The sequence below is a fragment of the Massilia horti genome (genome assembly GCF_004614195.1).
GTDB lineage: Bacteria > Pseudomonadota > Gammaproteobacteria > Burkholderiales > Burkholderiaceae_D > Telluria > Telluria horti.
This window is the reverse complement of sequence record NZ_SPUM01000029.1, coordinates 1-24,971: the sequence shown is the minus strand read 5'-3', so window position 1 is coordinate 24,971 and position 24,971 is coordinate 1. Positions and strand designations below refer to the sequence as shown.

General features: G+C 63.0%; 20 protein-coding genes, 1 tRNA gene and 1 pseudogene. 8 read left to right on the top strand and 14 right to left on the bottom strand.

All coding sequences use genetic code 11. From position 1 onward, the window contains the following. Positions 1 to 4: 4 nt before the first annotated feature. From cgtA to rplU, 3 genes are all read right to left on the bottom strand, one after another. Positions 5 to 1,117, bottom strand: coding sequence for an Obg family GTPase CgtA (cgtA, locus tag E4O92_RS04480; protein WP_135188550.1), 1,113 nt, complete (start codon positions 1,115 to 1,117; stop codon positions 5 to 7). A gap of 103 nt (positions 1,118 to 1,220) precedes the next feature. Continuing rightward, a complete protein-coding gene (rpmA, locus tag E4O92_RS04475) occupies positions 1,221 to 1,493 on the bottom strand; it encodes a 50S ribosomal protein L27 (RefSeq protein ID WP_135188549.1) in 273 nt (90 codons plus the stop codon). A 38-nt stretch (positions 1,494 to 1,531) separates the two neighbouring features. Beyond that, on the bottom strand, positions 1,532 to 1,843 hold the full coding sequence (gene rplU / locus E4O92_RS04470) for a 50S ribosomal protein L21 (RefSeq protein WP_135188548.1): 312 nt from the start codon (positions 1,841 to 1,843) through the stop codon (positions 1,532 to 1,534). A gap of 275 nt (positions 1,844 to 2,118) precedes the next feature. Between rplU and ispB the strand changes: the two genes are divergently transcribed. Together ispB and E4O92_RS04460 are read left to right on the top strand one after the other, a co-directional pair. Continuing rightward, the gene (gene ispB / locus E4O92_RS04465) at positions 2,119 to 3,108 is read left to right on the top strand and encodes an octaprenyl diphosphate synthase (protein ID WP_135188547.1); all 990 of its coding nucleotides are present in this window, start codon (positions 2,119 to 2,121) and stop codon (positions 3,106 to 3,108) included. 60 nt (positions 3,109 to 3,168) lie between these two features. Next, a tRNA-Pro gene (locus tag E4O92_RS04460) sits at positions 3,169 to 3,245 on the top strand. A gap of 58 nt (positions 3,246 to 3,303) precedes the next feature. Here the strand turns inward: E4O92_RS04460 and E4O92_RS04455 are convergent. Further along, positions 3,304 to 4,494: an acyltransferase family protein gene (locus tag E4O92_RS04455; RefSeq protein ID WP_135188546.1), complete on the bottom strand. Its 1,191-nt coding sequence runs from the start codon at positions 4,492 to 4,494 to the stop codon at positions 3,304 to 3,306. A 186-nt stretch (positions 4,495 to 4,680) separates the two neighbouring features. Continuing rightward, entirely contained in the window at positions 4,681 to 5,427 is a 747-nt protein-coding gene (locus E4O92_RS04450; RefSeq protein WP_135188545.1) for an SDR family oxidoreductase, read from the bottom strand. Between the two features lie 418 nt (positions 5,428 to 5,845). Between E4O92_RS04450 and E4O92_RS04445 the strand changes: the two genes are divergently transcribed. Continuing rightward, positions 5,846 to 6,094: a hypothetical protein gene (locus E4O92_RS04445; RefSeq protein WP_135188544.1), complete on the top strand. Its 249-nt coding sequence runs from the start codon at positions 5,846 to 5,848 to the stop codon at positions 6,092 to 6,094. Positions 6,095 to 6,286: 192 nt separating this feature from the next. Here the strand turns inward: E4O92_RS04445 and E4O92_RS04440 are convergent. Continuing rightward, a pseudogene (locus tag E4O92_RS04440) lies at positions 6,287 to 6,577 on the bottom strand (substrate-binding domain-containing protein); the annotation flags it as partial. Between the two features lie 43 nt (positions 6,578 to 6,620). Next, on the bottom strand, positions 6,621 to 8,150 hold the full coding sequence (locus E4O92_RS04435; RefSeq protein WP_167759691.1) for an OmpA family protein: 1,530 nt from the start codon (positions 8,148 to 8,150) through the stop codon (positions 6,621 to 6,623). A gap of 124 nt (positions 8,151 to 8,274) precedes the next feature. Here E4O92_RS04435 and E4O92_RS04430 point away from each other — a divergent pair, with 124 nt between their 5' ends. After that, positions 8,275 to 10,629, top strand: coding sequence for a S9 family peptidase (locus E4O92_RS04430; RefSeq protein WP_135188541.1), 2,355 nt, complete (start codon positions 8,275 to 8,277; stop codon positions 10,627 to 10,629). Between the two features lie 260 nt (positions 10,630 to 10,889). Further along, positions 10,890 to 11,825, top strand: coding sequence for a LysR substrate-binding domain-containing protein (locus E4O92_RS04425; protein WP_135188540.1), 936 nt, complete (start codon positions 10,890 to 10,892; stop codon positions 11,823 to 11,825). A 171-nt stretch (positions 11,826 to 11,996) separates the two neighbouring features. Here the strand turns inward: E4O92_RS04425 and E4O92_RS04420 are convergent, their stop codons facing one another. The 7 genes from E4O92_RS04420 to aptA form a co-directional block, all read right to left on the bottom strand. Then, on the bottom strand, positions 11,997 to 13,253 hold the full coding sequence (locus E4O92_RS04420) for a Zn-dependent hydrolase (RefSeq protein WP_135188539.1): 1,257 nt from the start codon (positions 13,251 to 13,253) through the stop codon (positions 11,997 to 11,999). A 115-nt stretch (positions 13,254 to 13,368) separates the two neighbouring features. Next, the gene (gene hydA, locus E4O92_RS04415; RefSeq protein ID WP_135188538.1) at positions 13,369 to 14,760 is read right to left on the bottom strand and encodes a dihydropyrimidinase; all 1,392 of its coding nucleotides are present in this window, start codon (positions 14,758 to 14,760) and stop codon (positions 13,369 to 13,371) included. 22 nt (positions 14,761 to 14,782) lie between these two features. Beyond that, complete coding sequence (locus E4O92_RS04410; RefSeq protein WP_135188537.1) at positions 14,783 to 16,273, bottom strand: NCS1 family nucleobase:cation symporter-1; 1,491 nt, start codon at positions 16,271 to 16,273, stop codon at positions 14,783 to 14,785. Between the two features lie 189 nt (positions 16,274 to 16,462). Further along, positions 16,463 to 17,740 carry an NAD-dependent dihydropyrimidine dehydrogenase subunit PreA gene (gene preA, locus E4O92_RS04405; protein ID WP_135188536.1) on the bottom strand — a complete coding sequence of 426 codons (1,278 nt, stop codon included), beginning with the start codon at positions 17,738 to 17,740 and terminating at the stop codon, positions 16,463 to 16,465. Then, positions 17,728 to 19,104 carry an NAD(P)-dependent oxidoreductase gene (locus tag E4O92_RS04400; RefSeq protein ID WP_135188535.1) on the bottom strand — a complete coding sequence of 459 codons (1,377 nt, stop codon included), beginning with the start codon at positions 19,102 to 19,104 and terminating at the stop codon, positions 17,728 to 17,730. Before E4O92_RS04400 ends, preA begins: the two co-directional genes overlap by 13 nt. Positions 19,105 to 19,228: 124 nt before the next feature. Beyond that, positions 19,229 to 20,734 (bottom strand): CoA-acylating methylmalonate-semialdehyde dehydrogenase, encoded by a 1,506-nt coding sequence (locus E4O92_RS04395; RefSeq protein ID WP_135188534.1) that lies wholly within the window; start codon positions 20,732 to 20,734, stop codon positions 19,229 to 19,231. A gap of 11 nt (positions 20,735 to 20,745) precedes the next feature. Beyond that, entirely contained in the window at positions 20,746 to 22,077 is a 1,332-nt protein-coding gene (gene aptA / locus E4O92_RS04390) for an omega-aminotransferase AptA (protein WP_135188533.1), read from the bottom strand. Between the two features lie 174 nt (positions 22,078 to 22,251). Between aptA and E4O92_RS04385 the strand changes: the two genes are divergently transcribed. From E4O92_RS04385 to E4O92_RS04375, 3 genes are read left to right on the top strand one after another with little or no spacing between them, the layout of a single operon-like run. Then, the gene (locus E4O92_RS04385) at positions 22,252 to 23,706 is read left to right on the top strand and encodes an aminotransferase-like domain-containing protein (protein ID WP_135188532.1); all 1,455 of its coding nucleotides are present in this window, start codon (positions 22,252 to 22,254) and stop codon (positions 23,704 to 23,706) included. Positions 23,707 to 23,713: 7 nt separating this feature from the next. Beyond that, positions 23,714 to 24,373 carry a TetR/AcrR family transcriptional regulator gene (locus tag E4O92_RS04380; protein ID WP_135188531.1) on the top strand — a complete coding sequence of 220 codons (660 nt, stop codon included), beginning with the start codon at positions 23,714 to 23,716 and terminating at the stop codon, positions 24,371 to 24,373. Continuing rightward, positions 24,361 to 24,921, top strand: a complete 561-nt coding sequence (locus tag E4O92_RS04375; RefSeq protein ID WP_135188530.1) for a GNAT family N-acetyltransferase — start codon at positions 24,361 to 24,363, stop codon at positions 24,919 to 24,921. The genes E4O92_RS04380 and E4O92_RS04375 overlap by 13 nt, the downstream gene beginning before the upstream one ends. Positions 24,922 to 24,971: the final 50 nt, after the last annotated feature.

The following is a 24,971-nucleotide window of genomic DNA, read 5'->3' as shown; positions in this document are numbered from 1 at the left end:
CTTGTTATTCTTCGATGATCTTGAAACGCGGATCGTCCGGGTCGATCGACGTGATGGCGCGCGCTTCCTCGTGCATCTGGGTCTCGAGCGCGCGGTGTTCAGCGGTGCGCTTCTCTTCCAGCGAGAGGTAGATCGCGTTGACCAGGTCCTGGCAGCCGTCGCGCGTGAGCGCAGAAATCTCGAACACCGGACCACGCCAGGCCATGCGCTTGATGAAGTCCTTCACGCGCTTCTTGCGCTCTTCTTCCGGCAGCATGTCGAGCTTGTTGAGCACCAGCCAGCGCGGCTTTTCGACCAGCTCGGCGTCGTACTTCTCGAGTTCCTTGACCAGCGCCTTGGCTTCCTTGACCGGATCGACGGTCGGCTCGAACGGGGCCAGGTCGACGATGTGCAGCAGCAGGCCGGTGCGCGACAGGTGGCGCAGGAACTGGTGGCCAAGGCCCGCGCCTTCGGCCGCGCCCTCGATCAGGCCGGGGATGTCGGCGATGACGAAGCTCTTCTCGTGCCCCACGCGCACCACGCCCAGGTTGGGATGCAAAGTGGTGAACGGATAATCGGCGATCTTCGGACGCGCGTTGGACACGGCCGTGATGAAGGTCGACTTGCCGGCGTTGGGCATGCCGAGCAGGCCCACGTCGGCCAGCACCTTCAGTTCCAGGCGCAGCTCGCGGCGTTCGCCCGGCTTGCCGTCGGTCTTCTGGCGCGGCGCGCGGTTGGTCGACGTCTTGAAATGGATGTTGCCCCAGCCGCCCTCGCCGCCCTTGGCCAGCAGTTCGGTCTGGCCATGCTCGGTCAGGTCGGCAATCACCTCGCCGTTGTTGTTATCGACGATCAGCGTGCCAACCGGCATGCGCAGGTACACATCCTCCGCGCCCTTGCCGTAGCAATCGGAACCGCGGCCCGGTTCGCCGTTGCGCGCATGGTGCACCTTGGAGTAACGGAAGTCGACCAGGGTGTTGATGTTGCGGTCAGCGACGACATAGATCGAACCGCCCTTGCCGCCGTCGCCTCCGTCCGGTCCGCCGAACGGACGGAACTTCTCGCGCCGGAACGAGGCGCAGCCGTTCCCGCCGTCCCCGGCAATGACTTCGATTCTTGCTTCGTCGATAAACTTCATTTCAACCGCCAAAAAAACTAAAAGGCTCCACCCACGGCAGAGCCTTTCGATTGGAAGGCTTGCGCCTTACAGAACTGCGCCGCCCACGCGGCGCGTGCGTGCTTTACGCTGCGACTGCCTGGTTCGCCACGACGGTCACGTACTGCTTCGAGCCGACGCCTTGCTTGACGAACTTGACGGTGCCGTCGATCAGCGCGAACAGGGTGTGATCCTTGCCCAGACCGACGTTGGTGCCCGGACGAACCTGGGTGCCGCGCTGGCGCACGATGATGCCGCCTGCGTTGATTGCCTGGCCGCCGTAGACTTTCACGCCGAGGCGTTTGCTTTCTGAGTCACGGCCGTTGCGTGTAGTGCCGCCGCCTTTTTTGTGTGCCATTTAAATGCTCCTTTGACTTACTTTCGGGACCGCGGCAATTAGCCGTTGATCGATACCACTTGGATTTCGGTGTAGTTCTGGCGATGGCCCTGACGCTTCTGGTAGTGCTTACGACGGCGCATCTTGAAGATACGGACCTTGTCGTGACGACCCTGCGAAACAACAGTCACTTTGACCGAAGCACCTTCCACCAGCGGAGCACCAAACTTGATGCTCTCGCCCTCGCCGACTGCGAGAACCTGGTCGATAGTGATTTCGGAACCAATGTCTGCCGGTATCTGTTCTACTTTGAGTTTTTCGCCAGCGACAACTTTGTATTGCTTGCCACCGGTTTTTATGACCGCGTACATGATTGAAACCTCGTTAAATGTTTGGGAATAAATTCCCACGGCGACTTACTGTCGAGCTAGCCTGATGCCGGGGAACAGGGGATTATACATGGATTCGCGGCAGTGCGTCAAAACGCATGCACAAGGCCGAGGCAGCGTGGCAGCAGGGCAACGAGGCTGACGCACCTCCGATTGACCGGCCCGCAAGGCGGGGAAAGGTGGGAGGCGCCCCTTTTGCTTGCTTGTCGTATAATCGCGGCCATTAACGCACTCAACGTCTATATCGCAGGTCAGCCTTGTCAGCCGCTAATCCACACGTCCAACAGAACCCCATCGCTCATTCGATCGCTACCGACATGGAGGCGGTGAACCGGGTGATCCGCCAGCGGCTGCATTCCGAAGTCAGCCTGGTGAACCAGATCGCCGAGTACATCATCAGCGCCGGCGGCAAGCGTATCCGCCCCGTGCTGGTGCTACTGTTGGCCAATGCACACGGCTATCGCGGCACCGCCCACCACGAACTGGCGGCGGTGGTCGAGTTCATCCACACCGCAACGCTGCTGCACGACGATGTGGTCGACGAATCGTCGATGCGGCGCGGGCGCCAGACCGCCAACGCGCTGTTCGGCAACGCGGCCTCGGTGCTGGTGGGCGACTTCCTGTATTCGCGCTCGTTTCAGATGATGGTCAGCCTGGAAAACATGCGTGTGATGCAGATCCTGTCCGATGCGACCAACGTGATCGCGGAAGGCGAAGTGCTGCAGCTGTTGAACATGCACGACCCGGACGTGACCCACGAAAGCTACCTGAAGGTGATCCGCTCCAAGACCGCCAAGCTGTTCGAAGCGGCCGCCGAATTGGGCGCGCTGGTGGCCGGTGCGACCGACGCCCAGATTGCCGCGGCAGGAGAATACGGACGCTCGCTCGGTACCGCCTTCCAGCTGATTGACGACGTGCTGGACTACGCGGGCGACGCCGCCGAAATCGGCAAGAACGTCGGCGACGACCTGCGCGAAGGCAAGCCGACGCTACCGTTGATCTACCTGATGGAACACGGCACGCCTGCCCAGCGCGAACTGGTGCGCAGCTGCATCGAACAGGGTGACGAACAGCATTTTGACGCGGTGCTCGCGGCCGTCTCGTCGAGCGGCGCGCTGGACTACACCCGCCGCGAAGCCGAGATCGCCGCCGCCCGCGCGGCCGATGCGATTGCCGATTTGCCGGAGAGCCCGTACAAGCAAAGCCTCCTCCACTTGTGCAGCTTCGCTGTTGACAGGAACCACTAGGGCCAGTATAGTCATGCCTTCCCGAGATTTCGGTAGTTTTGAAGTCTCAAAAGAAACAGTCGGGGTGTAGCTTAGCCCGGTAGAGCGCTACGTTCGGGACGTAGAGGCCGGAGGTTCGAATCCTCTCACCCCGACCACAGAATTCAAAACCCAGATGACCGCAAGGCATCTGGGTTTTTCGTTTTTGGTCGTCAATCAGGTATTCGCGACCGGCACCGGCATTTGCGTAGCCTTGGGCTCCCGCCGCCCATTCAACAGAACGCCGATCAAGGTGTGGCGAACCAGCAGGTGATAAGTGAGCAGGCACGCCACCGTGGTCGCCAGTATGTTCAGCGCCATTTTGGTGAGTGCTCCGAGCGGCTGACTGTACAAAATGGCGCCAAACCCGATCGTTCCAAGCATGTGCACCAGAAAGACCCAATAAGAGCTTTCGGACACGTATCGCAATACCCGATTCTGCGCCGGCAGATAGCGCAGGAACAATCCGATCAAGGCAAGACTCCACAGCCAACTGATCAGGTTATACAAGAACCCAATCAATGCTTCGAAATAAGGGACGCGATGCGGGTCGGTGGTGTATGGCTTGAAGGTAGCAAGTACGATCACGAACACCACGAAGCCCGCGATCACGTTCCGCCAACACTTTTTCGTATAGAGCGGAAACAAAAAATCCTGATGGCGATACAGGTACAGGCCGAATACGAAAAACAGGCCGTTATGCACCAGTTCGTTCATATTCGGGATGAACGAGCCGCTCGGCGAAAGGATTCCAGCTCGATAGAATGAGCCGACGATCGCCAGTGGGATGGCAAGGACAGGCATGCCCCACCAGTTACTGGCAAGCGTACGGAAACCTGTGGCGACAGCATTGCGCAGTCGTGCTGGAACGCGCTCCACTGACGGCCCGAGCACTGCTGTGAAGACGCAGAACCAGATCAGGTAATAGACAAACCACATGTGCATGGTGTTGAGCGGCGAAGGCGGTTTAGGTTGCTTCGATACCAGCGATGGGTCGATGCCTGCTGTGCCGTACGCCATAATGTGAAGGAAAACCAGCATCAGCACTGACATGCAAACAAGCAGCACCGGCCAAAATATGGCAAAGGGCAAGGCCAGCCTGCGCATCCGGTGCGCTAGCATCCCTTTATAGCCACGATGCGTGGCCAATAGCGCCACAAAATATCCGGCGAGGATAAAAAACACAGGCATGCGGAACGCATGGATGAACACCAGGATTAGATCAGCAGCGGCAGAAGTCTGGGGATCGCGAAATGGCAGCGGCGATGGCCCGTTTATGTGATTTACCGCGACATGAAGAACTATGCCGAGCCACATCATGATGGCTCGCAGGTTATCGAATGAGTGTAATCGCCCTGATTGATCCATTTGCGCTCTTTCTTTTGTTGTCGCGGGAACGGCGGAAGCGGGCCGATTGCGGCCTTAGCCATTCTAATTTGAAGAGTGCATTATTGATATTGATATTGATTTTTGGGTCGGTTTAAGGCGGCTGTCGTCAGCATTGTTTCGCTGCGACCCGGTTCTGGAACCGCGGCCGGACACGGTCACGCAGGGTCATTTACCGCCAGCGATATCGATGAAAGCTCCCGTCACGTAGGACGCTTCCTCCGAAAGTAACCAGGCTATCGCTTGCGCAACCTCTCCCGGTTGTCCTCCTCGTTGCATCGGCAACGTGTTCTTTACCCTTTCGATCCGGTCGGGTTCACCGCCATCAGCGTGCATGCCGGTGTATATGAAGCCCGGCCGTACGGCGTTCACACGGATGCCCTGCGCCGCCACTTCCAGCGATAATCCGATCGTCAACGAGTCAAGCGCGCCTTTCGACGCCGCATAATCGATGTATTCGTGAGGGGAGCCAAGCCGGGAGGCCGCAGAAGACACGTTAACAATGGCGCCACCTTGGCCGCCATGCCGAAAGGCCATACGCTTCACCGCCTCGCGCGCGCAGAGAAAACTGCCGGTGACGTTGGTCGATAATATGTGATTGATCCGATTCGCATCCATCTGCTCGATGCGCGCTTGATGCAGGAGGATCGCAGCATTGTTAACCAAGCCCGTCACCATGCCAAGCGCTTCATCAACGAGGTTAAACAGTCGCACCACTTGCGCCTCATTAGCGATATCGACCTGGACGGCTATCGCCTTGCCCCCGTGCTGATTGATCTCATCCACTACCTCGTGGGCAGCCTGCTCTTGGTTATGAAATCCAATACAGACATCATGTCCCGACTTGGTCAACTGCAAGGCGGTAGCTCGGCCAATGCCACGCGATCCACCGGTAACGATCGTAATTTTTTTCATATTTCAATCCGATATCAGAGAATGCGGGCCGCGATCCGCTTTCGCCATAGGGTGATAGCACGATCTGATCGAAATCAGCCCAGGAACCCAGCAGGACATTACACAAGCCCATCAGTTCCGCCCGCCCGCTGGATCGTTGAGACCGCCCTAACGTGTGGAAACATTCCCCGCCGACGCAAACTGCCGAGCTCGCCAATCGCTAGGATAACAGGTGAACAAAGGAACAATCGACCGAACGAAGGCGCCTGACATCGCAGCCGGCCAGACCAAGTTATTCGCCAAAGGAATCGTTGAGATCGCCACCAATATTCATTTCATTGATAGCCGGCATCATGAACCGAAAGTTCATTTATAGCTCCGAGGCACTTATACTGCAACGCAACATATCGCGAATCAGCATTTTTACTTGGAGGCTACTATGTCTGCAGTAACGTTCACCCAGGCGCAGGACAAGGGACTGCGCCACCAATTCGCAGCCCTGTCGGAGACGGTGCTGGATTTCTGCCACAAACTGTACGCCGCCCACGGCGGCCTGCGCGGTTTGCGTGCTCCTGCCGTTCTCGGCAATAACAAGCGCCCGGAACAGGTGCTGGCCCTGGCCGAGCGCTTCCAAGCGTACGCACCGAGCCTGGCTGCCGAACTGCGTCAGATCGCATCGAGGGGATAAGCATGGAAATCATCGAATACATCTCCATCGGTATCGCCATCGCCGTCGTGGTTTTGCGCGCAGCCATGTTCCTGCCGCGCCAAGCGAAGGCATAAGGCAAACAAGCCGACTGAGCAGTCACCCTCCTTCCCTCCGGCACGCCGCCTCCGCCAATGGAGCCGGCGTCGCCACAAGCGGGAAACAAGCTTCCCGCTAGCCGATCCGCCTCACCGATTCTCTCACCACCAGGCTCAGCTGCGGTATCTCAATGTCCAGCGGTTCCTCCCGAATCATCTTCACGATGACCTGCCCCAGGCGCTGCCCCACGTCGAACAGCGGCTGGCGCACGGTCGTGAGCGGAGGCGTCGTGTACATCGAACTGTGCAGGTCATCGAAGCCGACGATCGAGATATCGTCCGGCACCCGAATGCCGCGCCGGTATAGCGCCAGCCTCGCGCCGTAGGCGGTCAGGTCGTTGGCCGCAAAGATCGCGGAGAAGCGCTCGCCGCTCTCCCCGCGCCCTGATCGTTTTGCCGCCTTTCTGCATTCAGTCTGGATTTACGAAATAGACCTCGACACGTCTGCCGATCTTGAGACAAAGGTCACGCTGACTGCCGCTATTCGTGCAATCCTGTTTAGGGAATTTCGCTTCCGCGCCGACGGCCAGCACTCTATCAGGGGCAAGCCCGAACGTCTTGGCAAGATGGCTCTTTAATGCCTGCGCCTGTTGCAACGTCTCGACAGGTTTGCGTCCCTCCCCGCCATCGGCGTTCGAATGTGCTACTACCTTGATGAACCAGCCCGAAGGTAACTCCTGAAGCCAGCTCAATTGACTCGCCAACTGAGGCAGCGCGCTTGTCCGCAGCTCGCTGCCTTCTTCCTTAAATAAGAGATCTGATAAAAATTCAGCGCATGGCATCCGCGAACTACTGCCGAAAACGTTATGAGATGAATTATTCAATTCGAGGCGAACCGTGCCTGACTCCTCCCCGCCTAGCGGCACAGTCGGGAAGCGCAGCAGCGATTTACTACCGAGATTCTGCCAAAGGATGTCTGCATGATGAAGAACGGTTAAATTTGGAATAATTTGTTCGCACGAATTGACGACGATCCCCTTTCCAGTCGCCTGGTACAGCGCACTGTCAAAGTCCTCTCTCGTCAGGCGGACGCTCACGTCCTGTTTTCGAAAACCGGCAGCCAAAGCGGACGCATCCTGCCAGTAGCCAAAGAATACAAACTGACTGGCGAGCGCAACGACGGTAGCCACAATCCGATTGCGGGTCTTGCTGGGTAGGCCGCCGAACCAAACGCCCAGCGGATGGGCCGACTTCGCTGGCGGCCCGCGATCGTCGTTACGATCGTGATTTTTTATTAGCTCGCCAAAAACAAATATGCTGAGCCACATGCCCGCAGCGAGGATCGCAATCAGAAAGATGCGAAATTGCGCGTTCATCTTGAAGATGAACAGCCCAAACCAGAGCAGGGTGACGGTTCCGGCCACCAGCATCGTTTTTTGCTTTTTTTCCCATTGAAGCCGGTTCGGTGCTCCGTCCTCAAGCCACCGATCGGCCTGTCCTACTCCAACTTGCCTGCGTATCCTTTTAAAGATGGCCAGGCCTGCCACTGCAACTTTATGGAGCAAGCGCATTAGTGGAAAGCCGGCCAGTGTTCCAAAACCCAGGCCAATAAAAAGCGTGATAAGAAATCCCAATATGAACCAGACAAAGCCCAAGGTATCGCCGGCGGAAAATGCACCCGCATTAAAGTTATATCGCAACTGATAAAGAAACATCAGCGCGCCGCCGGCGACTACCGCAATGACGTTGACGACGGCAAAGGCTTTCAAAACAAACTGCGCGATCAGGGCTCCCCCTTCCATCTTTCTGTTCAGCTTATTCTTGCTTGCTTGGATCGCCTCTTCGTCAGCGGGCTGATCATTCCTGCTCATCATCTTCTCCAAATTTTCAGTTGTCGCGGAAACGTCACATTCCGATCGCATGCCGACAAGCGCGATCACGACATTGCAAACGCGAATGTGCATGTTATTACAATCAAGCTTTCCATTAGGAAAAATCATTGTTTTGCTACGACTGGACAGACGCAGGCCTCGACAACTCCCCCCGCAACACAGCTGCTGAGCTAGAATGCATCGTTTTTCTATCCAGAAAGCCATCTTTCGTTCACCCAATACTGGAGTCACGATGCGACTACCTGCACTTACGATCATTGCCACGCTGCTGGCGCTGCCGGCGGCAGCCTCCACCCCGATCACCCTCGACCAAGCAATGTCCAATCCTGACTGGATCGGCAATCCGATCGAAACCTCCTGGTGGAGCTGGGATGGCAAGCAGGTGTTCTACAAGCAGAAGCGCGCCGGCTCGCCGCTGCGCGACACGTTCCAGGTGGCGGGCGGCAATCCGCGCCTGGTCGGCGACGCCGAACTGTCCAAGCTCGACAGCCCGGACGTGGTGTACAACCACGAGCGCACCCGCGCCATCGTGGTGCGCAACGGCGACCTGTTCGAGCGCGACCTGAAGAGCGGCGCGCTGGTCCAGATCACGCGCAGCGCGACCGCAGCGAGCGCGCCCCAGTATTCGGCGGATGGCAAAAGCGTCCAGTTCCGCATGGGGAACGACTGGTATAGCTGGAACCGCGCCGAGCGGCTGGTGTCGCCAGTGGCCCTGCCACGCGCCGAGAAGGATCCATCCGCAAGCGACGACGACGAACTGCGCGCCATGCAGCTGCGCCTGATCGCCACGCTCAAGCGCCAGCACGACGACCGCGAAACGAACCGTGCGCGCGCCGAGGAGCAACGCCGCGCCGACGCAACCCGCGCCCCGGGTCCGATCTACCTCGGCGACAAGGTCGCCATCGCCAGCAGCGCGCTGTCGCCCGATGGCCGCTGGCTGCTGGTCGTCACCGGCCCGAAGGACGGCGACAGGGGCCGCATCGGCAAACTGCCGCGCTACGTGACCGAATCGGGCTACGAGGAGACCCAGGACCAGCGCACCCGCGTCGGCCGCAACATGCCGGCGGCGCAGTCGCTCAAGCTGGTCGACCTGTCGACCAACAAGGTCAGCGACCTGTCGTTTGACGTCCTGCCTGGTATCGCCGACGACCCGCTGGCCGACCTGCGGGCCGCTGCCAAAAAGGCCCCGCTCAAGGGCAACCGCGCAGTGCGCATCGTGGGCGAGGACGGCCGGTCGTTCGCCTGGAGCGACAACGGCGCGAACGTCGCGGTGATGATCCGCTCGGTCGACAACAAGGACCGCTGGATCGCCACCGTCGACCTGGCGGGCGCAAAGCTCAAGCCGGTGCATCGCCTGAGTGATGCCGCCTGGGTCAACTACGATAACGGCGAATTCGGCTGGCTGCCCGATAACAGCACGCTGTGGTTCCTGTCCGAGGAAACCGGCTACTCGCACCTGTACACTCTGGACGCCGCCGGCCGCCAGCGCGCGCTCACCGAGGGCAAGTGGGAAGCGTCGGACGTGCAGTGGTCGAGCGACGGTTTGAGCGCATACGTCCTTTGCAACCGCAAGGCGCCGGGCACCTACGAGGTGTGCGCGGTGTCGGCCAAGGACGCGAACACGCGCGAGGTGACCCTGCTTGAAGGCGTCGAGAAGTTCGCCCTGTCGCCCGACCAGCGCAAGCTGCTGGTGCAGTACTCGTCCGCTTACGTGCCGACCCAGGTCGCGACCGTAGCGACCAGCGGCGGCGCGGCGCAAAAGCTCACCGACACCCGCACCGCCGACTTCAAGGCGCGCGAATGGATCGAGCCTCAGATCGTCCAGGTGCCGTCGACCCATGGCGCCGAGCCGATCTGGGCCAAGCTGTACCGCCCGGCGCAGCTCGAACCGGGCAAGAAGTACCCGATCGTCATGTTCGTGCACGGCGCGGGCTACCTGCAGAACGTGACCAAGCGCTACCCGAACTACTTCCGCGAGCAGATGTTCCACAACCTGCTGGTGCAGAAGGGCTACGTGGTGCTGGACATGGACTATCGCGCATCCAAGGGATACGGTAGCAAGTGGCGCACCGCGATCTACCGCAACATGGGGCACCCGGAGCTGGAGGACTACCTCGACGGCGTGAACTGGATGGTCGCCAACCAGCAGGGCGACGCGAAGAACGTCGGTATCTACGGCGGCAGCTACGGCGGCTTCATGACGCTCATGGGCCTGATGCGCGCGCCGGAAGTGTTCAAGTCGGGCGCGGCACTGCGTCCGGTGACCGACTGGACCAGCTACAACCACGGCTACACCGCCAACATCCTCAATACCCCGGACATCGATCCGCAGGCGTACAAGGTGTCCTCGCCGATCGAATATGCCGAAAACCTGCGCGGCAACCTGTTGATCGCGCATGGCATGGTCGACGACAACGTGTTCTTCCAGGACTCGGTGCGCATGGCCCAGCGCCTGATCGAGCTGAAGAAGGACAACTGGGAACTGGCCGGCTATCCGCTCGAACGCCACGGCTTCGTGCAGCCGGAGGCGTGGTACGACGAGTACCGCCGCATCTACCAGCTGTTCGAGCGCACGCTCAAGCAGTAATGCGAAGGCGCCTGCGGGCGCCTTTTTGATTTGCGCAGGGTTGCACGGACATCTGTGCGCAGGCTACGACCTGCCCAAGCCCCGTAGCTCGTAGGGTGCACACCTGTGCGCACGCGGTCATCGCATGCTGACTTGCGGCTGCCACGTCACTACGCTGCGTTCGCGAACCGCGTGCGCACTGGTGCGCACCCTACGCTGCCCTCTCGGCATCACCAAATTTGGCGTATATTCGACATAACCGAACCGATATACCCATCAGAATGTCCAGCCTGCCCCAGCATCTCGACCTGCACCTGATCCGCATCCTGTACCTGCTGCTGGTCGAAAAAAACGTATCCCGAGTCGCGCTCAAGCTCAACCAGCCGCAGCCGTCGATCTCCGCTTCCCTGCGCAAGCTGCGCGAACTGACCGGCGATCCGCTGCTCGTGCGCGGCGCGCGCGGCATGGTGCCGACCCAGCACGGAGAAAGCCTGCTCAAGCCGGCCAAGCGCATCCTCGACGAGGCGGAGAGCTTGTTCGTCAAAAAGGCGCCATTCGTGCCGGAGCAGGCGTCGCGCACCTTTCACATCGCCGCGCCGGACTATCTGGATACCCAGTTCCTGCCCAGCGTAGTGGCCGCGCTGCGCCGCAATTCGCCCAACAGCAAGATCGCGATTCACAGCCTGGGGCCGGGCCTGGATTACCTGCGCATGCTGTCGGACGGCGACATGGACCTGGTGATCGCCAACTGGGACGAGCCGCCGGCGCACCTGCACATGTCCAAGCTGTTCGAGGACCCGATCGTCTGCACCATGCTCGCCGACAGCGCGTATGCCAAGCGCACCGCGAGCGATGCCATGACGGTCGCTGACTATCTGAGCCTGCCGCACGTGGCGCCTTCGCAGATGGTGCCCGGGTACCACGGCGTAATCGACTCGTTCCTGGAACGCCAGGGGATGCAGCGGCGGGTGGTGGTTGAATCGCCGTACTTCGGGCTGATTCCGTACATGCTGACGCAGACCGACCTGGTGCTGACGACCGGGCGTCAGTTCATGCGGTTCTACGAGAAGACTTTGCCGCTGAAGATATTCACGGTGCCGATCAAGTTTCCTCCGATGCGGTTTTACCAGCTGTGGCACCAGCGCGTGCACCAGTCGCCGGAGCACAAGTGGCTGCGCGATCAGGTTAGCGAAGCCGCGCGGGCGTTGATCCGGTAGAAGTCCGTAGGGGGCGCGGGGCCGCCGAGGACCTGTGCGCACGCGGTTCGCGAACGGGGCGTCGTGGTGGTGGTGCCGCAAGTGTCGTTGGATGCGCAGGCGGTACGAGCGAGTGCAGAGCCAACGGCACGCGAACGTACCGCGTGCGCACAGGTGCGCACCCTACAAATTCTACGCAAGCGCTGCCTCAGGGGCCACGACCTTGGCCCGCTCGAGCATCGCATGCAGCAGCACGTTGCAGCCGGCCTCGAGGTGCGCCGGCTGCGCGTCTTCGATCTCGTTGTGGCTGATACCATCCTTGCACGGCACGAAGATCATCCCGGACGGCGCCACGCGGGCGGTATAGATCGCGTCGTGGCCCGCGCCGGAGACCACGTCCATCGTCGAGTAGCCCAGCCGCGCGGTGGCGGCGCGAACGGCGTTCACGCAGTCCGGATGGAACGGGCACGGCGGGTAGTACGACACCCGCTCGACTGTGATCGAAAGGCCGCTCTGCTCGCCGGTGGCTGCGACAAATGCCAGCATCTCCTCGTGCATCTGGTTGAGCAGTTCGTCGCTCACGTTGCGCAGGTCGATGCTGAACTTGACCTGGCCCGGGATCACGTTGCGGCTGTTCGGGAACACCTGCACCATGCCCACCGTGCCGCGGCCATAGGGCGGATAACGGTTCGCGATGGCGACCACTTCCTGCATGATGCGGGTCGCGACCTGCATCGCGTCGCGCCGCAGGTGCATCGGCGTCGGGCCGGCGTGCGCCTCCATGCCGGTCACCACGCAGTCGTACCAGGACAGGCCCATCACCGCCGGCACCACGCCGATCACCTTGTCGGCGTCTTCCAGCACCGGTCCCTGTTCGATGTGGGTCTCGAAGTAGGCGCCGATCGGGTGGCGGCCCGGGACCTCCGGGCCGAGGTAGCCGATGCGTTCGAGCTCGTCCTTCACGCTCTTGCCCTCGACGTCCTTGGCGGCGTAGGCCGTCTCCAGGCTGAACGCGCCGCAGAACACGCCCGAGCCCATCATCACCGGCACGAAGCGCGAGCCTTCCTCGTTGGTCCAGAACGCGACCTCGATCGGCGCTTCGGTTTCGATGTTCAGGTCGTTCAGGGTGCGCACCACTTCCAGGCCCGCCAGCACTCCGTAATTGCCGTCGAATTTGCCGCCGGTCGGCTGGGTGTCGATGTGGCTGCCGGTGACCACTGGCGGCAGGCTGGGGTTGCGGCCTTCACGCCGCATGAAGACGTTGCCGATCTGGTCGACCGTGACCGAGAGGCCGGCTGCGCGGGCCCAGCCCACGACCAGGTCGCGGCCCTGGCGATCGAGGTCGGTCAGGGCGAGTCGCTTGACGCCGCCCTTGTCGGTAGCGCCGATCTTGGCCAGCTCCATCAGGGAGCTCCACAGGCGGTTGCCGTTGATGCGCAGGTCGTTCATGTTCTTTCCCTCGTGGTGATCGTGTTGTGGCGTAGGGTGCGCACCCCGTGCGCACGCGGACGCTGGCTCTGTGCGAACGGTGACCGCGTGCGCACAGGTGCGCACCCTACGATGTTCATGCTGCCGTGGTCGTGAATGCTGGCCTGTCGATATGGCGGCCGGCGCCCTCCTCCGCGCGCAGCTCGCCCCTGTCGAACACGTGCTTGCCGGCGGCCAGCGTGTGGGTCGGAATGCCCTGCACCGTTCGCCCCTCGAACACGTTAAACCCGCCCTTGGCGAACTGGGTCTTGGCCGAGATGGTGCGCATTCCGTTCGGGTCCCAGACCACGATGTCCGCGTCCGCTCCGACGGCGATGACGCCTTTGCGCGGGTACATGTTGAATATCTGCGCAGCGTTGGTCGAGGTGACGCGCACGAATTCGGATGGCGTGAGCCGTCCCGTGTTCACGCCGGCGTCCCAGATCACCGCCATCCTTTCCTCTACACCGCCGCATCCGTTCGGGATCTTGGTGAAGTCGTCCTTGCCCGCCGCCTTTTGCTCCGCGCAGAAGGTGCAGTGGTCGGTCGCCGTCGTGTGCAGGTTCCCGCCCTGCAGGCCGTGCCACAGCGCCTGCTGGTGGTGGCTGCTCCTGAACGGCGGGCTCATGACGTGCGCACGCGCGAACTCGGGGTCCGGATTGCTGTAGACGCTGTCGTCGATGACCAGGTGTCCGGCCAGTGCCTCGCCGTACACGCGCTGGCCGCGTGAGCGCGCGCGTGTGATCGCGTCCAGCGCCTCCGCGCACGAGACGTGCACGATGTAGACCGGCGTGCCGAGCACGCCCGCGATCGCGATCGCGCGATTCGCCGCCTCCGCTTCCACCTCGGGAGGCCGCGACAGCGGATGCGCCTCAGGTCCGCTCACGCCCTTCTTCAGCAGCTCCTTCTGGAGCTGGAACACCAGCTCGCCATTCTCGGCATGCACGGTCGGGATCGCGCCCAGTTCGAGCGCGCGGCGAAAGCTCTTCACCAGCGTCTCGTCGTCGGCCATGATCGCGTTTTTGTAGGCCATGAAGTGCTTGAAGCTGTTCACGCCATGGTTGCGCACGAGCGTGCCCATCTCCTTGTGGACCGAGTCGTCCCACCACGTCACCGCCACATGGAAGGTGTAGTCGCCCGCCGCCTTGCGCGCCCAACCGCGCCAGGTGTGATAGGCCTCGAGCAGCGATTGCCGCGGGTCCGGAATCACGAAATCCATGATGGTGGTCGTGCCGCCGGCAAGGCCCGCGGCGGTGCCGGTGAAGAAGTCGTCGGCGGTGACAGTGCCCATGAACGGGAGCTGCATGTGGGTATGGGTGTCGATCCCGCCCGGCATCACGTACTGCCCGCCCGCGTCGATCACGGTGGCGTTTGGCGGCGCTTCCAGGCTCTCACCCACCGCCACCACCTTGTCCCCAAAACAAAGCACGTCGGCGCGAAATGCGCGGTCCGCATTGACGACGGTACCGCCACGGATGATCACGGTCATGGGCTTCTCCAATTTGTCTAGTCTAGGAAGGGGTGGCGGGACTCATCGCGGGCAGCGTCTTGCGCTTCATTATCAAGCCATACACCAGCGCCGATATCGCCACGCCGACGAACCAGGCGTAGGTGTAGACGATCTTGAATCCTTCGCCCACCTGCGGGAAGGCGGCTGGGAAGGCCTGGTTCAGGAACCCGGGTATGTTCGGCAGCACGCCAGCAATGAACGCCACGATCGCGGCCAGGTTCCAGCCGCTGCCGTACGAGTAGATGCCGTCGTGCCGGTACAGTTCGTCGACGTTAAGCTCGGTCTTGCGGACGAAGTAGTAATCGATGATCAGCACGCCGGCGATCGGGCCGAGCAGCGCAGAATAGCCGATCAGCCAGGTGAAGATGTAGCCCTGGGTCGACTCGAGTATCTTCCAGGGCATCATCGCGAGCGCGATGCCGGCGGTGATGTAGCCGCCGGTGCGGTAGCTGATCAATTTTGGCGACAGTGCCGAAAAATCGTAGGCGGGGCCGACCATGTTGGCGGCGAGGTTCACGCTGACGGTGTCGATCAGCAGGATGATCAGCGCGATCAGCACCGCCGAGCCGGTCATGCGGCTGGCCAGGTCGACCGGGTCCCACAACGCCTTGCCGTACAAGACCACGGTGGCGGAGGTGACGATCACGGCCAGCGCGGCCAACAGGCCCATCGGCACCGGCAGGCCGATGGTCTGGCCGAGCACCTGGTCGCGCTGGGTCTTGGCGAAGCGCGTGAAGTCCGGGATGTTCAGCGCCAGCGTGGCCCAGAAGCCGACCATGGCCGTGAGCGAAGGCCAGAAGGTGCTCCAGAACTGGCCCGCCTTTTTGCCGCCTTCGACAAACTGCGAGGGCTGGCTTAGCAGCGTGCCAAAGCCGCCGGCCTTGTTGTAGACCCAGCCGAGCAGCACGAAGCAGATCACGATCTTGAGCGGGGCGGTGTAGGTTTCGAGCTTGCGGATCGACTCCATGCCATGCACGATGAAGTAGAACTGGACCGCCCAGAATGCGAGAAAGCACAGTAGCTGGGCGAGGTTGATGCCCAGGCCCGCGAGCTTGTCGCCGCCGATGTCATGGCCGGCCATCACGCCCAGCAGGGTGTAGATCATGCTGCCGCCGAACCAGGTCTGGATGCCGTACCAGCCGCAGGCGACGATCGCGCGCATCAGCGCCGGCAGCCGCGCACCGGTGGTGCCGAACGAGGAGCGGGCCAGAACCGCATAGGGGATGCCGTATTTGGTGCCGGCGTGGCCGATCAGGAGCATCGGCACCAGCACGATGGTGTTTGCGAGGAACACCGTGAACACGGCCTGCCAGCCCGACATGCCGTTTTCGATCAGGCTCGCAGCCAGGGTGTAGGCAGGGATGCACATCACCATCCCGACCCAGAGCGCGGCAAAGTGGTACCAGCGCCAGGTGCGCTGGGCCACGCTGGTGGGCGCAAGGTCTTCGTTCCAGAGTTCAGTACTGCCTGCGGGGGTGGGGCTCACGGTCATACTCTCCTTCTGGTTGAAAGGATGCAAGGCAGTTTAGCGCAAACGTCTGTACGTGGGGCATGATTTGCGTGGGTTTTCGGTAGACGGATACGTTCCAGGCGGTTCACACGTCCGCGTGCGCACGGGTGCGCACCCTACGACGCAATTGCTGTTGTAGGGTGTGCAGCTTTGCTGCGCACGCGGTCGGCGCTAACGGACACCCTCCGCCCGCGGATTACGCGGATCCTGCGTCCAGTTCATGTATTCCTTACCCGTCTCCTGCGGCACCATGGTGATGCATCCCTCGACCGGGCAGGTGATCTCGCACAGGTTGCAGCCCACGCATTCGTCACGGATCACCTCATAGGTCCGGCTGTCCTTCTCGCCGACGATCTGCGCAATCGCCTGGTGCGACGTGTCCTCGCACGCCACGTAGCATTTGCCACACTTGATGCACTTGTCCTGGTCGATCTGCGCGATCACCTGGTAGTTCATGTCCAGGTACTTCCAATCAGTGGTGTTCGGCACCGCCTTGCGCGTGAAGTCGGCTATGCTGCGGTAGCCCTTTTCGTCCATCCAGCGCGACAGCCCGTCCTTCATCTCCTCGACGATCCGGAACCCGTGCAGCATCGCGGCCGTGCACACCTGCACCGAGCCGGCGCCCAGCGCGATGAACTCGGCGGCGTCGCGCCAGTTGCCGATGCCGCCGATGCCGGAGATCGGCAGGTTGCGCGTGGCCGGGTCGCGTGCGATTTCGGCCACCATGTTCAGCGCAATCGGCTTGACCGCCGCGCCGCAGTAGCCGCCGTGGGTGCTGGCGTTGCCGACCGCCGGGAACGCGACCATGCGGTCCAGGTCAAGGTGCGTGATCGAGTTGACGGTGTTGATCAGCGAGACCGCGTCCGCTCCGCCGGCAAGCGCGGCGCGTGCCGGAGCGCGGACGTCGGTGATGTTCGGGGTGAGCTTGACGATCACCGGCAGCCGGGTGTGCTTCTTGCACCAGCGCGTGACCATTTCGACGTAATCGGGCACCTGCCCCACCGCCGCGCCCATGCCGCGTTCGGGCATGCCGTGCGGGCAGCCGAAGTTCAGTTCAATCCCGTCCGCGCCGGTGGCTTCGATCAGCGGCAGGATCGCCGCCCACGGCGCTTCCTCGCACGGCAGCATCAGCGACACGATCAGCGCTCGGTCCGGCCAGTCCTTCTTGACCTGGGTGATCTCGCGCAGGTTTACGTCCAGCAGGCGGTCGGTGATCAGCTCGATGTTGTTAAAGCCGATGACTTCGCGGTTCTTGCCGTAGATCGCGGAGTAGCGCGACGACACGTTGACCGCGGGCGGGTCTTCGCCCAGCGTTTTCCACACCACGCCGCCCCACCCCGCCTCGAACGCGCGCACCACGTTGTAGGCTTTGTCGGTCGGCGGCGCGGAGGCGAGCCAGAACGGGTTGGGCGACTTGATGCCGCAAAATTCGATGCTCAGGTCGGCCATGCTGCCTCCGTCTTGGATTGGATGTCGTTGTGGATCGCGATTGCTGCCAGCTTGCCGTGCTGGACCGCCTGCACCGTCAGGTCCTGGCCGGGCGCCACGCAGTCGCCGCCGGCGTACACGCCGGGCACGGCGGTGCGGAAGTTAGCGTCGACCCAGATCTTTCCGCCCTCGCGCGAGAACTCATGGCCGAGCGGCTCGGACAGCGCGTCGGGCGCCATGCTTTGGCCGATCGCCTTGAACACCGCGTCAGCCGCGATCTCGATGATGCCACCGGTGCGCTCCAGGCGCCCCTCGTTCATCCGGGTCTGCTCAAAGCGCATACCGCGCACGCTGCCGTCAGCGTCCAGCAGCACTTCGAGCGGCGCGGCCCAGGTGCGGATGCGGACGAAATTGCGCTTGGCGATTTCGATCTCGTGATCGGTCGCGCTCATCGAGTCGAAACCTCGGCGGTAGACCAGCGTCACCTCCTCGGCGCCCAGGCGCTTGATCTGCACCGCCATGTCGATCGCCGTATTGCCGGCGCCGATCACCACGGCGCGGCGCGGCACCGGCAGCGCGGACAGGTCGCTGGCCTGGCGCAGCGCAGCGATGTAGTCGATCGCCGCCATCAGGCCAGGTGCGTCCTCGCCCGTCAGGCCGAGCTGGCGGCTGGTGGAAAGGCCGAGGCCCAGGAACACCGCGTCGTACTGGGTGTGCAGGTCCTGCAGTAACAGGTTTTTGCCCAGTTCGTGGCCGTATCGGATCTCGATGCCGCCGATCGACAGCAGGAACTCCACTTCGGCCTGCGCAAAGTCGCCCGGCAGCTTGTACTTGGCAATGCCGTATTCGTTCAGGCCGCCCGCTTTTTCGCGCGCCTCGTAGACCACCACGTCGTTGCCGAGCATGGCCAGCCGGTGTGCGCACGACAGGGCAGCCGGACCGGCGCCGACCACGGCGATGGTCTTGCCGGTGGCGGGAGCGCGTTCGAACGGATGGCCGGCAAAGTGCGCGTTGTCCAGCGCGTGCCGCTGCAGCAGGCCGATCTTGACCGGCTCGCGTTCAGCGTCGTGGTTGCGCACGCAGGCGCTCTCGCACAGGATCTCGGTCGGGCACACGCGCGCGCAGCTGCCGCCGAAGATGTTCTGCTTGAGGATGTTGTAGGCCGCGCCGTTGATGTTCTGGTCGTGGATGTTGCGGATGAAGCTGGCAACGTCAATGCCGGTCGGGCAGGCGCGCATGCATGGCGCGTCGTAGCAGTACAGGCAGCGCGCGGCTTCGACGGCGGCCTGGCGGGCAGACAGCGGCGGCGCAAGGTCGGTGAACTGGCTGGCCAGCGCGTCGTGCGAATCCGCAGCCGGCGGCAGGTGCTTGAGTGATTCGATCATGGACATCCCTTTTGTTCTAACGATGACATCGGGTGCTGCTTTTCGTAGGGTGTGCACGAAGTGCGCACGCGGTTACGTTGCGTGACCGCCAGCGTCCGCGTGCGCACAGGTGCGCACCCTACGTTTATTTCATCTGCGGGAACGCGAATTCCGGCCCCGTGCTGGCAGTGTTCGGCCAGCGCTGCATCACCGCCTTGTGCCGGGTGTAGAACCGCACACCCTCCGGCCCGTAGGCGTGGTGGTCGCCGAACAGGCTGCGCTTCCAGCCGCCAAAGCTGTTGAACGCCATCGGCACCGGCAGCGGCACGTTCACTCCCACCATGCCAACCTGGATCTGGCGCACGAACTCGCGCGCCACGCCACCGTCACGCGTGAACAGCGCCACGCCGTTGCCGTACTCGTTCGCGTTGATCAGCTCCACCGCGCTACCCACGTCCGGCATGCGCATCACGCACAGCACCGGTCCGAAGATCTCTTCCTTGTAGATGCTCATGGAAGGCTGGACATGGTCGAACAGCGTGCCGCCCACGAAGAAGCCGTTCTCGCGCCCCGGCACCGCGTAATCACGGCCGTCGACCACCAGCGTCGCGCCCTGCTCCACGCCCTCGCCGATCAGGCGCTCGATGCGCTGCTTGGCCTCCCTCGTCACCACCGGTCCCATTTCGGCACCATGCGCCATGCCGTCGTCGATCTTCAAGGCGCTGGTGCGCTTGGCCAGCGCCTCCACCAGGGCGTCGCCGGCGTCACCCACCGCCACCGCCACCGAGATCGCCATGCAGCGCTCGCCCGCCGAGCCGTAGGCCGCGCCGATCAGCGCGTCCACCGCCATGTTCATGTCGGCGTCGGGCATCACCACCATGTGGTTCTTGGCGCCGCCCAGCGCCTGCACGCGCTTGCCGGACGCGCTGCCGCGTGCGTAGATGTACTGCGCGATCGGGGTCGAGCCCACGAAGCTGATCGCCTCGACGTGCGGATGGTCGAGCAGCGCGTCGACCACGACCTTGTCGCCCTGGACCACGTTGAATACGCCGTCCGGCAGGCCGGCTTCCTTGAGCAGCCGGGCATGCAGCAGCGACGCGGACGGGTCGCGTTCGGAGGGCTTGAGGATGAAGGTGTTCCCGCACGCGAGCGCGATCGGGAACATCCACATCGGCACCATCACCGGGAAGTTGAACGGCGTGATGCCGGCCACCACGCCCAGCGGCTGGCGCATCGCCCAGGCGTCGATGCCGCGGGCGATCTGGTCGGTGAATTCGCCCTTGAGCAGTTGCGGAATGCCACAGGCGAATTCGACCACCTCGATGCCGCGCGCGACCTCGCCCTGTGCGTCGGAGAACGTCTTGCCGTGCTCGCGCGTGACCATCGCCGCGAATTCGTCCACGTGCCGCTGGCACAGCTGCAGGTACTTGAAGAGGACGCGGGCGCGCGCCAGCGGCGGCGTGGCGGCCCAGGCGGGAAAGGCGGCGCGTGCCGCGGCCACGGCCGCATCGACCTCGCCAGGTGTGCCAAGCGCCACCTTCGCGCACGGCTCGCCGATCGCCGGGTTGAACACGGGGGCATGGCGCCCGCTGGCCGTGTCCACCTGGCGGCCATTGATGTAATGGCTGATGATGGTATCCAGTTCAGTCATGAGATGCTTTCTTAATCCAGGTTCTTGAGTACGGCGGCGAGCTTGCCGAACATTTCGTCGATGTGCTGCTTTTCGAGCACCAGCGGCGGCGAGAGCGCGATGATGTCGCCGGTGACGCGAGTCAGGAGACCATCGGCGAACGCCTTCTTGAACGCGTTGTAGGCGCGGGCGCCCGGCTTGCCCGGGATCGACTGGAGCTCGATGCCGGCAACCAGGCCAATCGAACGCAGGTCGATCACGTGCGGCAGGCCCTTGAGCGAATGGATCGCGTCTTCCCAGTATGGTTGCAGGCGCCGGGCGTTCTCGAGGACCTGCTGCTCCTTGAAGACCTGGAGCGTGGCCAGCGAGGCCGCGCAGGCCAGCGGGTGGCCGGAATAGGTATAGCCGTGGAACAGTTCGATGCCCGGCGGCGCTTCCATGAACGTGTCGTGGATGAACTTTTTGGAGAACACGGCGCCCATCGGCACGGTGCCGTTGGTGATGCCCTTGGCGGTCGTCATCATGTCCGGCTCGACGCCGAAGTAATCGGTCGCGAACGGCGCGCCCAGGCGGCCGAAGCCGGTGATGACCTCGTCGAAAATCAGCAGGATGCCGTGTTTGGTGCAGATCTCGCGCAGGCGATTGAGGTATCCCTTGGGCGGAATCAGCACGCCGGTGGAACCGGCCACCGGCTCGACGATCACGGCCGCGATGGTCGAAGCGTCGTGCAGCGCGACCAGCCGTTCGAGCTCGTCGGCCAGCTCCATGCCGTGCTCCGGCTCGCCGCGGGAGAACGCATTCTTCGCCAGGTTGTGCGTGTGCGGCAGGTGATCCGTGCCCGGCAGCAGCGGGCCGAAGCTCTTGCGGTTCGGGCCGATGCCGCCCACCGACAGTCCGCCGAAGCCAACCCCGTGGTAACCGCGCTCGCGCCCGATCAGCCGCGTGCGGCCGCCCTCGCCGCGCGCCTTGTGGTAGGCCAGCGCCATCTTGAGCGCCGTGTCGACCGCCTCCGATCCCGAGTTGGTGTAGAACACGTGGCCGAATTTGTGGCCGGTGTACTCCATCAGCTGCTCGGCCAGCTCGAACGCCACCGGGTGCCCCATCTGGAAAGTCGGCGCAAAGTCGAGCGTGCCGACCATCTCGCTGACCGCGGCAACGATCTTCGGCTGGGCGTGGCCGCAGTTCACGCACCACAGGCCGGCGGTGCCGTCGAGCACCTGGTTGCCGTCCACATCCTTGTAGTACATCCCCTCGGCTGACACCAGCAGCCGCGGCTGCGTCTTGAAGTCGCGGTTGTTGGTAAAGGGCATCCAAAACGACGACATCGACGCGGGCCTCGCGCGACCCAGTCCGGATTCGTTCATGCGACTCTCCCAGGCATTTTTGCAGCCTTAAAAAAATTTACCAATTGGCAAAATGATGATCAATAATAGACAGCAGGACAACGCCGGCACAGATACACAACCGGCAAATCTGGCCAACCGTACTGGAAACATAACCTATACAGTTTTCAAGCAACGCGACACACGGAGCGGTGGATGGACGAGATGACGGCATCGGCGGAAAGTGCTTCACGCGGCGATTTGCAATGGCCGGTGCTGGCGATCGACCGCAGCAAGCGTGGCGGCCTGGTCGACCAGATCGTGGCGGCCATTTCGGCGATGGTAAACCGGCGCGAACTGCGCGTCGGAACAAAGATGCCGTCGGTTCGACAATTCGCAAAATGTAATGGCGTTTCGACCTTCACGGTGGTCGAATCGTACGAACGGCTGTTGCAATCAGGATTGCTGTCGTCGCGCCGCGGGTCCGGTTTCTTTGTCGCACGCAGCGAGCCGCTGGCCCGGCGCCATGCGCCATTGCCGGCCCCGCATGCGGCGGTGGACGCGCTCACGCCGGACCTGTACTCCGGGCAATCCGACGCGCTGCCTGTCGGCGCCGGCTGGCTGCCGCCGGAGTGGTACGGCGAATCCACGATCCTGGACGCCGTGCGCCATGCGATGAAGATCCCTGCCAGCCGGCTGCGCGGCTACGGCCATCCGCTCGGCTATCCGACGCTGCGCCAGCACCTGGCGGCCACCCTGTCCGACGAGCTGTTCCAGGTCGCGCCGGACCAGGTGCTGCTCACCCACGGCGCCACCCACGCGTTCGACCTGATCCTGCGCACCCTCACCCGCCCCGGCGACACGGTGCTGGTCGAGGACCCCGGCTACAGCAACCTGATCGCGCTGATCCGGCACCACGGCTGCACCGCGGTCGGCATCCCGCGTGGCGGCGCCGGCCTGGACTTCGACGCGCTCGCCTTTCATGTGGCCGCCACCCAGCCCAAGCTCATGTTCGTCAACACGGTGCTGCAAAACCCGCTCGGCACCTCGCTCACCCAGGCGCAGGCGCACCGGCTGCTGGCAATGGCCGAGCAGTTCGACTTCTGGCTGGTGGAGGACGACATCTACCGCGAGTTGTCCGCACGCGGCGAGGCCTCGCTGGCCGCGATGGATGGGCTGCGCCGCGTGATTCGGGTCGGCAGCTTTTCCAAGACCCTGTCGCCCGTGCTGCGCGTGGGCTCGCTGTGCGCATCGAACTCCTTGATGCCGGAACTGCTGCGGGTGAAGATGCTGGCCGGGCTGACCACGTCCGAGGTCAACGAGCGCGCGGTGTACCACGCGATCTCGGCACGGCCCTACCGGCGCATGATCGAGCGCCTCGCCGGCCGGCTGGCGGACGCCAGCGAGCGCACGATCGAACAGCTGGCCAGGGCCGGCCTGGTGCCGATCGCCACGCCGCGCGGCGGCATGTTCGTCAGCGCCGGCTGGCCGGGTGCGCCCAACCCCGACAAGAGCGGCCGCGCGATCGCGGAACTGGCGCTCAAGGCCGGCATCCTGCTGGCGCCCAACGAGTTTTTCATGCTGCACGAGCCGAAATCGACCTGGTTTCGCTTCAACGTCGCGTATGCGGCCGAGGCGCCGCTGGTCGCGTTCCTGCAATCGATCAACTAGGGGGGACATGGATACCATCATCTCAAGGCGCCGCGACAGGATCGAAGCGGCCATCGTGACCGAAGCGGTGCGCGTATTCGCCGAATGCGGCTACGAAGGGGCCTCGATCGCCACGGTGGCCGAAAACGCCGGACTGTCGAAACAGAACCTGATGTACTACTTCCCGACCAAGCAGGCGCTCTACCAGCGCGTGCTCGACGGCGTGCTCGACGACTGGCTCGATCGCATGGCCAGCCTGGCCGATTCCGCGCGCGAGCCGGCCGACGTGCTGCGCGATTACGTGCGCGCCAAGCTGCGCTTCTCGCGCGAGCAGCCGTTCGCATCGCGCGTCTACGCGATGGAAGTGCTGGGCGGCGCGCAGCTCTACGGAGAGCAGATCAGCAAGCGCGTGGTGCCGCTGGTGCGCAAGGACATCGACGTGTTCGAACGCTGGATCGCCGAAGGGAAGATCGCGGCGGTCGACGCCACCCACCTGCTGTTCGCGATCTGGGCCATGACCCAATCGTACGCCGACTTCGCGGCCCAGATGCGGCTCGTGCTCGGCCGCGAACAGCTCACCGCACAGGACTTCGACGCCGCCGAAGAACTGATCATCAACATGGTACTGCGGGCGGTCATGCTGCCGGCCGACGTACCGTCACATCCTGAACACCCATGCCTGTCCTGACACCGACCCTGCTCAATACCGAACGCCTGGCGCTGCGCTGGCCGGAGGAACGCGACCGCGATGCCATCTTCGCCATCTATTCCGATCCCGCAGTGGTGCGCTACTGGAGCAACGAAGCATGGAGCACGCTGGCGCAGGCCGACGAATGGATTGCCAGCCGGCGCGCCGGCAATGCCGACGGCAGCGGCGTGTGCCTGGTGGTCACCCTGGCTGGTAGTGGCGAATTGATAGGCACCCTCAGCCTGTATCACTTTTTTGAGCAGAGCCGGCGCTGCGACATCGGCTACGCGTTCGGGAGCCGTCATTGGGGCAAGGGATATGCGTACGAGAGCCTGCACGTGCTGCTCGAATACGGCTTCCGGCACCTGGACCTGAACCGGATCGAGGCCGACATCGACCCGGGCAATGCGCCTTCCGGCCGGGTTCTGGAACGGCTCGGTTTTCGCAAGGAAGGCTACATGCCGGAGCGTTGGATCGTCCACGGCGAGACTGCCGATACGGTTTTCTACGGCTTGCTAAAAAGCTACTGGGACACAAAGCCTTCGTAGGGTGCGCACCTGTGCGCACGCGGTTCGCGAAGGCAGCGTAGAGAAGCAGC